Source organism: Streptomyces sp. MI02-7b (assembly GCF_033793585.1).
Classification (GTDB): Bacteria; Actinomycetota; Actinomycetes; order Streptomycetales; family Streptomycetaceae; genus Actinacidiphila.
Genome location: NZ_JARAWX010000060.1, coordinates 1 through 11832, shown reverse-complemented (window position 1 = coordinate 11832; position 11832 = coordinate 1). Strand labels below are relative to the sequence as shown.

At 70.5% G+C, this 11832-nt stretch carries 10 protein-coding genes; 5 read left to right on the top strand and 5 right to left on the bottom strand.

The features are described 5' to 3' along the window. Nucleotides 1-1131: 1131 nt before the first annotated feature. Together PV364_RS40955 and PV364_RS40950 are read right to left on the bottom strand one after the other, a co-directional pair. A complete protein-coding gene (locus tag PV364_RS40955; RefSeq protein WP_319666035.1) occupies nucleotides 1132-1602 on the bottom strand; it encodes an SAM-dependent methyltransferase in 471 nt (156 codons plus the stop codon). Between the two features lie 19 nt (nucleotides 1603-1621). Continuing rightward, entirely contained in the window at nucleotides 1622-3016 is a 1395-nt protein-coding gene (locus PV364_RS40950) for a Tat pathway signal protein (protein ID WP_319666034.1), read from the bottom strand. Nucleotides 3017-3201: 185 nt separating this feature from the next. Here PV364_RS40950 and PV364_RS40945 point away from each other — a divergent pair, with 185 nt between their 5' ends. From PV364_RS40945 to tgmC, 4 genes are all read left to right on the top strand, one after another. Beyond that, the gene (locus tag PV364_RS40945; protein WP_319666033.1) at nucleotides 3202-3672 is read left to right on the top strand and encodes a hypothetical protein; all 471 of its coding nucleotides are present in this window, start codon (nucleotides 3202-3204) and stop codon (nucleotides 3670-3672) included. A 345-nt stretch (nucleotides 3673-4017) separates the two neighbouring features. Continuing rightward, entirely contained in the window at nucleotides 4018-4131 is a 114-nt protein-coding gene (locus PV364_RS40940; protein ID WP_319666032.1) for a hypothetical protein, read from the top strand. After that, nucleotides 4128-5075 carry an ATP-grasp ribosomal peptide maturase gene (gene tgmB, locus PV364_RS40935; RefSeq protein ID WP_319666031.1) on the top strand — a complete coding sequence of 316 codons (948 nt, stop codon included), beginning with the start codon at nucleotides 4128-4130 and terminating at the stop codon, nucleotides 5073-5075. Before PV364_RS40940 ends, tgmB begins: the two co-directional genes overlap by 4 nt. Further along, nucleotides 5072-6199 (top strand): ATP-grasp peptide maturase system methyltransferase, encoded by a 1128-nt coding sequence (gene tgmC, locus PV364_RS40930; RefSeq protein ID WP_319666030.1) that lies wholly within the window; start codon nucleotides 5072-5074, stop codon nucleotides 6197-6199. The genes tgmB and tgmC overlap by 4 nt, the downstream gene beginning before the upstream one ends. A gap of 81 nt (nucleotides 6200-6280) precedes the next feature. Here tgmC and PV364_RS40925 read toward each other — a convergent pair whose 3' ends face one another. Beyond that, nucleotides 6281-6496, bottom strand: coding sequence for a hypothetical protein (locus PV364_RS40925; protein WP_319666029.1), 216 nt, complete (start codon nucleotides 6494-6496; stop codon nucleotides 6281-6283). Between the two features lie 912 nt (nucleotides 6497-7408). Between PV364_RS40925 and PV364_RS40920 the strand changes: the two genes are divergently transcribed. Further along, nucleotides 7409-8440 carry a hypothetical protein gene (locus tag PV364_RS40920; RefSeq protein ID WP_319666028.1) on the top strand — a complete coding sequence of 344 codons (1032 nt, stop codon included), beginning with the start codon at nucleotides 7409-7411 and terminating at the stop codon, nucleotides 8438-8440. 318 nt (nucleotides 8441-8758) lie between these two features. On the opposite strand, the gene PV364_RS40915 is transcribed toward PV364_RS40920, so the two are convergent. Both PV364_RS40915 and PV364_RS40910 read right to left on the bottom strand, forming a co-directional pair. Continuing rightward, nucleotides 8759-10045, bottom strand: coding sequence for a hypothetical protein (locus tag PV364_RS40915; RefSeq protein ID WP_319666027.1), 1287 nt, complete (start codon nucleotides 10043-10045; stop codon nucleotides 8759-8761). Nucleotides 10046-11541: 1496 nt separating this feature from the next. Further along, nucleotides 11542-11679 (bottom strand): hypothetical protein, encoded by a 138-nt coding sequence (locus PV364_RS40910; protein WP_319666026.1) that lies wholly within the window; start codon nucleotides 11677-11679, stop codon nucleotides 11542-11544. Nucleotides 11680-11832: the final 153 nt, after the last annotated feature.

The window sequence follows — 11832 nt, the reverse complement described above, 5'->3', positions numbered from 1 at the left end:
GCCCCCCTCAACGCCTTCCAGATCGCCTTCGAGGGCCGGCTCACCCCGGCCAACAACTGAACCTCAACCACCAAGATCAGCCGTTAAGTTGACACACCCTCTTAGGACGGGGAGTTGCCCGGTCCGCCGGCATGGCCGACGGCTGGGCCCAGGTCGAGGCCCGGATGCGCCCCCGGAGGTGCGGTGCTGGTGAGCGGGTATCAGCCCGGTTCTCGCCCTGCTTAGCGGTGGTAGTGCGAAGCCGATGCTGCCCGGAGGGTTGTACTACCCTCGCTGATGGGCTGGTATCGGCTTCGTTGAGTGGGTGCGCCAACACCCTCTCCGTTCCCTGGTGCATCGGTTGGAGCCAGTAGCAATCAGGGCTGACCGGTTCCAGTATCTGTGGGCCGGTCTTTGTGATGTCGAGTGTGGCGATGAGGCCTTGGTCATGTCCGCGAGCAACGGGCGCGGTCGTGAGTCAACCCAGGTGGTGCGTGGGCGTGCGTCGCGGTTCAGAGGTAGGGCGGACCGGCGTCCGCGGGTTCTTGTGGTAGGGCGCTTGGCATCGCGCTGAACAGGGACTTTGGTGGGTACCCACTACTTCGCAGCTCCCCGGAAGCGCCATGGGTAATACACGCCATTTGCAGCTCGATGCTTTGGTGCGGTGATGAATCGATGTTCCTGCGTGGGCCGTTGGTGGTCTAGGCGACTGACACCATGAGTGGCAGCAATTCCGTTCCGTGCGCTGGGAGCGCCAACTCCCGTTCGGCGCAGGGAGTGGATCAGTTGGAGCCAGTTCACAGCACCGTCCGGCGATCTTGTGATCGCCGGACGGCTTATCAGGCATAGGTGATCATCATGGGCGTCACGCCCCTTTCTCCTGTCGCGCACGACGCGACCTCCCCGCAGCGGCCGTCCGGCGCCGTGACCTCCCCGACGTGCCCGAGCGCGCAGGTTTCGGCATGGCGCACGCGCTTGTGCTGATCTTCTTCGTCGTCACCGCGGCGGTGCTCGCCGAACTGGGCGTGCGCGTGGAGGACGACCGGCCTGCTCCCGTCTCGTCCGGTCCTGCCCCGGACGGCCTGCCCCGTCCGAGTGGCGCACCCAGGCTTCTCTCGCCACCCGGACCGGGAGCGCGGCGAAGGGCCGGCCTCAGGGGCGCGGCGCGGCCCAGTAGTCGCTCAGCATCTCCCCGGGCCACGACGGCTCGCTCACGGCCCCCTGAGGGCCCATCTCCCGGAAGTACGGGGCCAGGTCCAGGACCGGCGTCCCGACGACCGCGTCGAGGTCGGTCACGTGGAGGTCCAGCCCGTTGACCTTGACCAGCCGGGGGAAGGACGTGGCGATCTGGTTCGGCCGGCGGTGGTTGCGGTGGACGAAAGTCCCTGTGACCGGCCAGGCCGCGTTGTTGCGGGGGCTGCGGGCGTGCAGCGCCACGTCGTCCGGGGACGCCAGATGGAACGCCCACGTGACGACCAGGTGCGAGAACTCGTCGAGGCCCTGGACCGTCTCCACGGGGAACCGGTCGTCGAGGCGGATGACGGACGGCACCCCGCCCCAGTAGTCGTCCGAGACCTCGGTCCGTCCGCTCACCACACGGCCGATAGGCTCCAGCTCGAACACGTCGTCTCCCTCTCGGTGGTCAGGCCACGTCGGACAGGAACGTAGCCGCACGGGCGTCGGTCTCCCGTACCGCCCGCACCCCGCGCTGCCTGTACGGCGACAGCGCGGAACGCATCTGGACCGCAGTCTGTCGGGTACGGCCGGAGCGCACCCCGTCCATCGCGTCCAGGGCCCGGTTCCACGTCGCGCACGCCTCCTCGATCAGGCCCTGCCGGGCCTGCACCGCCCCGAAGTACCCCAGGGTCACGGCGTGAGTCCGCGCGAACGATGACGCCTGCCGGGTGCGCACGCTGCGCCGGAACTGGCTCAGGGCCCCGTCGAGGTCCCCACTGTCCCGGAGCGTGCACGCGGTCTCGTGAGCGAGGCTGGCCTCCTTGAAGAAGAACACCCTGCCCGGCTCGTCGTCGCCGTCGGACGTGGCGCGGAGGTCGTCCTCGGCGCGCAGCAGCGCGGCCGCGGCCCGCGCTGTGGCGCCTGTCGCCGCGAGTGCGCGGGCGTGGACAACGCCCAGCAGCGACCGTTCCCGGGGCGTGGCGAGGGCGTAGCGGCGGCCGTCGACGGACGCGGCCGCCAGGTCCAGCGCGTGCTGCGGGTGTCCGAGGTCGACGGCCTGGTGCGCCATGGCGCGCAGCACGTGCGCGGCCATGGGCGGGTCGTCGGCCTCCGCTGCGAGCTTCACCGAGCCCGTGAAGTACCGCTGTGCCGTGGCGTGCTCGCTGTTGTCGAACGCCATCCATCCGGCGAGGTACGCCAGCTCTGCGGCGGCCGCGAACATCGCGCGCCGTATCCCGTCGTCCGTGAACCGGCCGTGGAGCAGGGACACCACGTCGGAGGTGAAGTACTGGACGACGGCTGTGCGGGCGTGCCCGCCACCGTGCTTCTGGTCGATGCGGGAGAACATTCTCGTCATGTCCCGGACGGCTTCAAGGTCGCCGCGTCCCACGGCGCGCGACCCGGGCACGCTGCGGCCGGCGCCCCGGTCCGCCATCTGTGACCACCAGGAGCTGACGGGTAGAGCCAGGGCGGCCACCGAATATGCAGCGGCCCCGAGGGCGCTGCGGCGGTCCAAGTCCACGTCCAGTCTCCCGAGGTCGGTCAGCGCCGACAGCGTTTCCGTGGACCAGTCGGGGCCCGTCCGCTGGGGAGAGGGAGCCGCTCCTAGACCGATCTCGTGGGCGGTGATGGTGCGGCCCAGCTTCCGGGACAGGGCCTCGCGCAGGAAGTCCGGGCCGCGGCCGGATGGGGCATGTCCGGCAACCCACTTCGAGACGTGGGAGCGGCCGACGTGGGCGAACTGGTGGGCCCCGTTCTCCATGGCCACGCGCACGAACCACGCGGCGACGTCGCCGTGTTTCCATCCGGCCTCGCTGATCACCGCTGCGAGGCGGACATTCCGGTGCTGTGCGTCAGCCATGACGCACCCCCTGTTGCTAAACGATCTTTCACCGCTTTCACCGCATCCGGCGCCCGTACACCGTACCGACGGACCGTCAACTGCGGTTCGCTCAACGTAGCGTCCTCGACCGCAGATTGCCCGGGAACCGGCGCCCTGACCAGCCGTGTGAGCCAGCCAGCCCCTATTCGACCTAGGGAAATCCGATGATCTCCACGCGAAGGCAAGCCATTCCGCTTCCACCGTCCCCCGGCCTCGACGACATTATCCGTCTGCTGACGACACTCCCCGATTCCGCGGGCCTTCAACTCCCCTGCTTCTCCTGGTGGGACGTCGTCATCACCCGCAATGGCAGCATCGGTGAGGACCTGCTGTGGTGGATACGTCGGAATCAGATCGGCGGGTGCGGCGCCGTCGTCACCGACGAGGAGCGCAACCTCATGCTCTGGCTTGTGCCCCCTACCGGCTCCTGCGACTGGCTGCACCGCGGCGGCGTGTGGGTCTCACGCCCCGTGAACGTCGTGCTGCCGTCCCTGCGCCGCATCTCTCCGCCAGGCGCGTACTGGGCCACCTCGCTCGCCTTCGGGCACCTCGTCGACCCGCGGTTCCTCCGCGCCGGCCTCGACCATCTCGGCATGAGCGATACCCCGAACACCGCGTCGCTCCTGCCGGGGTAACCGTGCGACTGACCGCCGGTCCTTGATCTCCTTCCCTTCCCGGGGAGGGCGCCCCACCCCCGAGGGGCAGCACCACCCCTGCCGCGCGCACCGGCGAGCCTGCCCGGATCATCACCCGGTGCGCGCGGCGGGTCCATCCGATCAGCAACCTTGGAGGACACCCATGTTCAGCCACGGCGATCGACTCCCCACGGGAACGCCGCTGCCTTCGGGCGTGCCGACCCCGCCGCCGTTCGGTGTCAGCCGGATGGCGCCGTACCCGGCAGGTGACGCGCCGGCCTACGACCGTGCCGACTCGACCCGGTAACGCAGACCACCCGCTACACCGACGCCCGCGGCGGCATCGTGGAGATGCCCGGTCACGGCACCAGCTCGGGCACGACCCCGGCGACCGGCACCAGCCCCGACGGCCAGGCGGGTTCCACCGACCGCGACCAGGGCAGCGACACCGACCAGTGAGCGGCGGTCCGGTGCTGGTCGTCACCAACCTGGACGACCCCACATCGGACCTGGTGATCGCCGAACTGCACGGCCGGGACATCCCGGTCGTGCGGCTCGACTCCGGGGACTTCCCCGCCACCTTGTCCGTTGCGGCCACGATTGATCACGAGGGCATCGCCGGAACCCTATCGACGCCCACCCGCACCGCGGACCTCACCCGGGTCCGGTCGCTGTACTACCGGCGGCCCTCCGGGTTCGTCTTCCCGCACCTGGACGAGCAGACCGCCCGCTTCGCCGTCATGCAGGCGCGCTACGGCCTCGGCGGCGTCCTGGCATCGTTGCCCGGCTGCCGGTACGTCAACCACCCGCACCGCATTGCTGACGCCGAGTTCAAGCCCTCCGGCCTCGCGGCCGCCGCGGCGGCGGGTTTCCACGTGCCACCCACCCTGTTCACGTCCGATCCGGATGCGGCGCGGGCGTTCGTGAAGCGGCACGGCCCGGCGATCTACAAGCCGCTGTCCACGCCGCTCTACCTGGTCGACGGCGTCTCCTGCACGGTGACCGTCGACGACGTCACGCCGGAGGAGATCGACGTGCGGGTGGCCGGCACGGTCCACCTGTTCCAGCACCACGTCGACAAGACCGCCGACGTCCGCGTCACCGTCATCGGTGACCACGTGTACTGCGTGCGCATCGACTCCGACCTGGTGGACTGGCGCACCGACTACAGCCGCCTGCGCTACACCGTGGTGCAGCCGCCCGCCGGCATCACCGAGGCGCTCCGCCGCTACCTCGACGCGTTCGGCCTGATCTTCGGCGCATTCGACTTCGCCGTGTCCAGGGACGGGGCATGGTGGTTCCTGGAGTGCAACCCGTCCGGCCAATGGGCATGGCTGGAGCCCGAAACCGGGCTGCCGATGGTGGCAGCCATGGCCGATCTACTGGAACGGAAAGCCTCATGAGCAGCGAGCAGGCCCTGCGGGAGCAACTGCTGGGCGACCTCACCGAGCAGGGCAGTGCACGGTCCTCCCAGTGGCAGGACGCCGTGTCGGTCACGGCCCGGCACGAGTTCCTGCGCGGCGGATTCTTCCGCCGCGTGGAGGACTCGGCACCGACCGCGTGGGAGCCGGTCATGCCGGACCATCCGGAGTGGCTGACCGCCTGCTACCGTAACGAGTCGCTGGTCACGCAGATCGCCGGGACCATCGTGCCGGGTGACGTACGCGGCCAGATCCTCCGGGAGCCCACCAGTTCCAGCACCGTCCCGGGTCTGGTGGTGCGGATGCTCGAAGACCTCCAGGTCGAGGACGGCATGCGCGTGCTGGAAATCGGCACCGGCACCGGGTACTCCACGGCGCTGCTGTGCCAGCGGCTCGGGGACGACCTGGTGACGTCGGTCGAGGTTGACCCCGGGGTGTCCGCGCGGGCCGCGATCGCGCTCGCACAGGCCGGGCACGTTCCCTACCTGGTGACGGGCGACGGCCTGGCCGGCCACAAGGACGACGCACCGTATGACCGGATCATCGCCACCTGCGGCGTGCTCGGCATCCCGGTGGAGTGGATCGCCCAGACCCGCCCGGGGGGTCAGATCCTGGCCACGCTGTGCGGCTGGATGGGCTCGTCCGAGTTGGCGCGTCTGACCGTCCAGCACGACGGGAGCGCGACGGGCCGGCTGCTCGGCGGGCAGGTCTCGTTCATGCTTGCGCGCCCCCAGCTGCCGCCGGCGTTCGGGCTGCTGCCCGACACCAGGGCCGGGGAGAGCCGGGAGACGTCGGTCAGCCCGGACGTCCTCGACGACTGGACGGCCCGGTTCGTCGCGCAGATCGCGGCTCCACGGGCTCAGCGCCTCCTGCTGGGCGAGGCCGGCACCCTGCTGCTCGACGTCGACGCCGAGGCGTGGGCGCTGCTGTACCGCGAGGATGACGCGTGGCGTGTCCGCCAGGGCGGGCCGGCACGGCTGTGGGACAACGTCGAGGAGCACGTCGAACGGTGGTGCAGCGATGGTTCCCCGGCCCTCGACCGGTTCCGGGTGACGATCAGCGCCGACGGCCAGCAGACCATCACGTGGAGCGGCACGGACGACTGATCTTTACAGCCGATCGGACACAGAGGAGAGGGCCGGGCGGACACCCACACAGGGTGTCCGCCCCGGCCCTCTCTGCGGTGGTCAGTGCAGGAAGTTGACCCCGAGTTCCACGCCGACCGCGACGACGGCGATCCTGCCGCCGATGGTCCACACCCGCTTCTCCACGGCGGTCAGCCGCGTGCTGTGGTTTTCGGCGGCCTTCTGGCTGGCTTCCAGGACGTCAAGGCGGGTGTTGTGGACTGCCAGCTTCGTGGCGTGCGCGGCCATGGCCTTCTCCGACCGCTCGGAGTGCAGCATGAGGACCTGGAGAGCGCCCTCGATGTGGGCGAGGCCTTCGCGGAGTTGACCGGGCGGCGTGGCCAGTCCGAGGGCGGCCCGGTGAGCCGGGTGTCTGGCCGCCGGCCGAGGTCATTGTCTTTGTGCCGGCTACGTTCAACTCGGTTTACTCCTGGGCGTTGGGGCTCACGCTCCACTTTGTGGTGGGGGTGGCTGCCGAAGGCATCGGCAGGGGTATCCCGATGGTGGCGGTGCCTTGTGTGAATGCCGCCTGTGCGCGGAATCTTCAGTTCGATGAGAGCGTTGCGATGTTGCGGGCGATGGGTGTGAGTGTGTTGTACGGCGACGGCGGCTTCGTCCCGAGCCGGCCCGGGACGGGAAAGCCCGTCGGCTGTCCCTGGGACCGGGCGCTGGATGATGACCGTTCCCATCGGGTGTGGCACTGCTGGTACCGGCCACCTTCGCGGTCGCCGGGCCGGCTGACTGGGCGGCCCGTAACGACGGGTCGGCGCCCGGGGCGGCCTGGGTCGGGGGTTTGTGTGTTGCGGTGTAGGGGGGGTGTTCTGCGATGCGCAATGGGCCCAGGCGGCCGGGGCCTCGGGATTGCGCAGGGCGAGCGCGATCCTGCGCACGGTGGTGCTCCTTGTTGCGCATGGTGAGCGTGGTCCCGCTGCGCTGCGCACGGTGGTGCTCTTTCGGGTGTGTTGCGCGCGGGGGTTGGGCGTGTCTTCTTGCGCATGGGTGGGTTTTGCCGGCGGTGTAGCGGGTGGCTCCGTTTGCGTGAACGGACAGCAGTTGTGCGGCGGTTTGGGAGGGCGGCCAGCGTTTGCGGGCGAATCGAAATGTTCACGGGTTCCGACTGCCTTGGCGTGGAGGCGTTGCCTTCGGGGGCGCTGCATCATGGCGGTCGGTGGCTGTCTTAGGGTCACGTGCATGTCGAGGACCACACCGCCGCGCCCGCTCGATATCGAGGGGCTGTTCCCGGAGCTGGCGGCCTATCGGGGTACCACCACCCGGCTCCATCCGCGCCCTGGCCGACCGGACGTGGCGGACAGTTCCGTGGGTGGTCCGCTGCTGTGGCCGGCGGACGAACTTTGGCCGGTGTGTACGGAATCCCACAGCCACGCCCGTGGCCTGCGCCCGACAGACATCCACCGGAGGCGGCAGATCCTGGCTTCTGCATGGCTCCGTGAACCGAACTCCGGCCCCACGGATGAGGAGCGGCAGCTGTTGGACCAGCTGGGCCGCGAGCACCGTCTCCAAGAAGCTGCTGCGAATGATCATCTGCCGCTGATCGGCCTTGCTCAGCTGTATGCCAGGGACATCCCCGACCTGGCGGCCGGCCCGGGCGACTGCGATCTGCTCCAGGTGTTCTGGTGCCCCTTCGACGCGCACGGCCCGACCGGCTACGGCATGCTGCTGGACCTGCGCTGGCGCCGGTCGTGGGAGGTGGCCGAGGTGATGGCTGCACCGCCGCAGCCGCAGGTCGTCGGCTCCGAGGGGTACGTGCCCGAGCCGTGCGTGCTGCACCCGGAGCAGGTGGCCACCTACCCGTTCGCCGGCCTCCTTCCGGAGGACCTGTGCGCCAGGATCGACGCCTGGGAAGAGGCGCTGGAGGAAGAGGCCGAGCAGTCGGCGGCCGAAGACGCCGCAACCTGGGTGGGCTATCAGTACGACCTGTCCATCCCTCCGGGGTGGCGTGCCGGTGGTTTCGCCTCTTGGCACGCCACCGACCCGTACCCCATGAACTGCCGGGCCTGCTCGACCCCCATGCACCTGCTGCTGACCATCGACAGCACGGAATGGGACGGCGGCAGCGGCAGCTGGAAGCCGCTGGAAGAACAAGACCTGCCCACGTTCCGGTCTGCCAGGCCGACTGAGGTCACCGTGGGCCGCTGGGGCGAACTCAACATTTTCGCCTGCCCCGAGGAGCCCGCCCACCCGCACCGCTGGTGCATCCAGTAGGCCGCTCGGCCATGACCGGTGCACCTGTTCGAGGGCTTCCGCTTCCCCGCAGATGCGCCGCTCGAGTGGCACAGCTGTGCCCGGCGGCCGAGTGCTGTCGTTTCTCGTGAACATCGAACGTGGCACAGTCCGAGTGCCTCCCAAACCCCTGAATAACCGCTGCCCAAACCCGTGAACCAAGCCAAGCGGGTCCTGCTTGTTCGCGGGCCCGTTCCCCGGCTCGGGTGTTGCGGTGGTTGTGTGCGGGGTCGTGCTGCTGGTGGTTGCTGGTGTGTGGTGAGGCCAGGGGGCGGCGCCGGCGGCGTGGGTGTGGGTGGTTCACGGGGAGTGCCGGGTGCGGCAGGGGCATTTGCGGGCGCGGCCGTCGGGGTCGGTGGTCCAGCCGTGGTCGCATTCTGTGCAGTGGGTGGGTTGTGGGGGGTGTGTGGTGGGTTGGGGGGTGGTGGGGGGTGTCCAGTGTTCGAGGTGGCGTTTGAGGTCGTACCAGGTGGGTTTGCGGGCCATGGCGGTGGCTGCCTGGGTCAGGAGGTGTTCGTGGATGCCGGTGGCCAGGAGTGCTTCGGCGGTGTGGGCGATGCGGCCGGGGGCGAGGGCGGGGACGGGGTGGTGGTGGTGTTGGCGGGCGGTGGTCCAGGCGTCGGCGATCCGGGCGGCGGCTGCTGCGTGTGGGGTGCCGGGTGGTGTCCCTGCTGGTGTGGGCGTGCCGGGGTCGGCGGTGCTGGGGGTGTGAGCGTGTGGGGCGGGAGCGGCTGCTTGTGGGCTGTCGGGTGCTGATCGGGCTGGTGCGGGCGCGTTGCCGGTGTTGTCGCCGGTGGGGTGCGAAGGCTGGGACGGCGGGCCGGTTGGGGGTGCTTGTCCGGTCGGGATGGTCTGTCTCTTCGGTGCCGGGGCGGTCGGGTGCCGGGGTGTGGTGGGTGGGGAGGAGAGAGAGGAGTTTGTTCTGTCGTGCTTGTTCAGTCTTGGTTCTTCAGCCGACGGGTTTCCGGTGGTCGGCTGACCGGCGGCCGGTTCACCGATCGTCGGTTCACCGACTGCCGGTTCACCGACTGCCGGGAACCCGTCACTCGGCCCGGCCTGCGCGTCTTCGGTGGTGTCGCTGGTGGTGTCGGGGGGAGGAGGCTCGGTCGTGGCCGGGTGGGGGGCCGATCGTGCGGTGGGGGAGTGGGTGGGGGCCGGTTCCGGCGAGGCTGGTGCTGGTGGGGCGGGCTCGGGTGGGGGGATGTGGCGGTTGCGGGGGTCGAGCCAGGCCGGTTCGACGCGCACGGCCCGTGTTCCGGTCGCGTGGGCCAGGAGGTGGTGGACGTCTTCTCGGCGGTGGGGCAGGCCGGAGACGGAGAATTCGGTGCGCCATGTGCCGTTGGTGGCGTCCTGGATTTTGAGTTTGACGATGTAGCCGCAGGCGACGAGGTTCCGCATGGCTTTGGTGAGGGCTTCGCGGCCGGGTTTGCGGGTGTGGGCGAGGGCGGCGATGGTGAAGTCCGCCCTGTCGGGCAGGCGCAGCGCCATGGTGAGCAGTCCGACGTCCAGGACGCTCAGGCGCTGGTCGTCCACGGCGCGGTTGTCCACGGCGACGAACCGTGGGGGCCGGGCGGGTAGTTTCCTCACGGGCCGTCACCTGTTCCCGCGGGTGCGGCCGTATCGGGTGGCCGGGGCGCCCGCACCCGGTGGGGGCAGTGCTCGTGCCGCACGCCCGGGGGCGCGGTGATGTGCCGCCGTCCGGCCGCCTGCGCCGGCGTCCGTTGTCCGGGCGGTGGTGCCCGCCGGGTGACGACCCGCGGCGGCTGGGCCTGTCAGCTCGCGCTGCTCGAGGTCGGCGGGAGCCGCGCCCTGCTGGGCCGCGGGGGTTCGTTCCGGCCGGGCGTCGCGAGTCGACAGGGGCCGGTCCCGTTGTGCGGACGGGCCAGGCTCGCACGAGCCGTCGACGGGCGTGTGTCTGTCCCGCGGGGGTCTGCGGCGTGGGGTGTGGGCGGGTCCGGTGTCCGGGTCGGATATGGGCCGCCGGGCGGGCTCTGGTCGCCGTTGGTGCGGGCTGGGTGTGCCCGTGCCGGTGGTGCGGGCTTCGGTGACGGTGGCGGGCAGACGTGAAGCGGCGGCCATGCGGGCTCCCGGGCGCATCGACGTGGGTGGGTGTCATCCATGAAGCCCGGTGGCACTCACCGATTCGCTCACCGAAAAGGGGGGTGACAGATCACAATTCGGCATCACCTGCAGTCGGTGAGTGACGGTACGTCACCGGTGAGGAAGCCGGGTCCACTCACCACCGCAGGTCACCGCGCCGGGCGGGAACTCACCGCTCCCCGGCCTGCCCCTCACCTTGAGCCGGGCGCCGCGACATGGCGGCCCGCGGCTGTCGATTGTCTGCCGGACCACTGGCCGTGACAGGCCCGAGGCGTCGCTCCGGCGCGGCGAGACGGCGGGTGCGGATCTGTTCGCGGACCGCACGTCTGGGACGGTGAACCCCGCCGCGCAGCGCCAGTCCCGTCGTCTCCTTGGCGACTGGTCGGGGCAGCCGCTCCGGGCAACGCGGGTTCGGGAACAATCGGAGCCGTGCCGACCCCTGTTGACCCCTCCGTCCTGTATCCGGAGGTCGCGGCCCGTGACAGCCTTGCCGCCGCGCCGAGGGCCGCGGCGGAAGGCCGTCTCGACGTTGTTCCCGTCCGGTTCTCGGATCTGCTCCATGCGGTGGTGCCGAGCACTGTGCCGGACCGTGAACCGCTGGAGATCAGTGCCCGGTCCTGGGAGCGCCGGTGGTCGGTCCGGGGCGCGGAATCGTTCCAGGGCCTGCCCTTGATCGACGGTACGACGGACGACCTGGCGTCGATGGCTCGTGCCGCCCGGGCGGTGGCACGGGCGGGGCGGCCCTGGACGACATCTGTCGGGCGGCACCCTTTGTGTACCTGACCGGGTGGCTCGAGGTGCCCGACCGCGATCCGGTGCGATGGACGGAATCGCAGTGGAGGAGCCTGCGCCGGGAGGCGGCTGAAATGGAGTACGTCTGCCTACGGTGACCTTCCCTGCCCGGTGCTGTATTCGTGCAGGTCAGCGGGCGTGTGCCGGGGCGGCGGTGGCGGCGACAGCCCCTTTGCTCGTGTCGTTGTCTGTCAGTGGTGGGTGGTGGAGTGGTCGTGGTGGGGCTTGTCGGTGGGGCCCTGGGTGCCCGCCCGGCCCCTGGGGTGTGCGTGCGCGGCCGCCAGCCGCGCCGCCCCGCGGGCGGCCCGGGGAGCCGGTGCGGCCTCCATCGGGCGGCCGGTCGGGATGTGAAGCGGCGGCGGGAGAAGGGGAGCAGGGTGACGGGGAGCAGGCGGTGGCCGTACGGGTCGACGGCCCGGGTGCGGGGCCTGGTGCTGTTGGCGCTGGGGGTGGTGAAGGTCGCAACGGCCGGACAGCTGCGA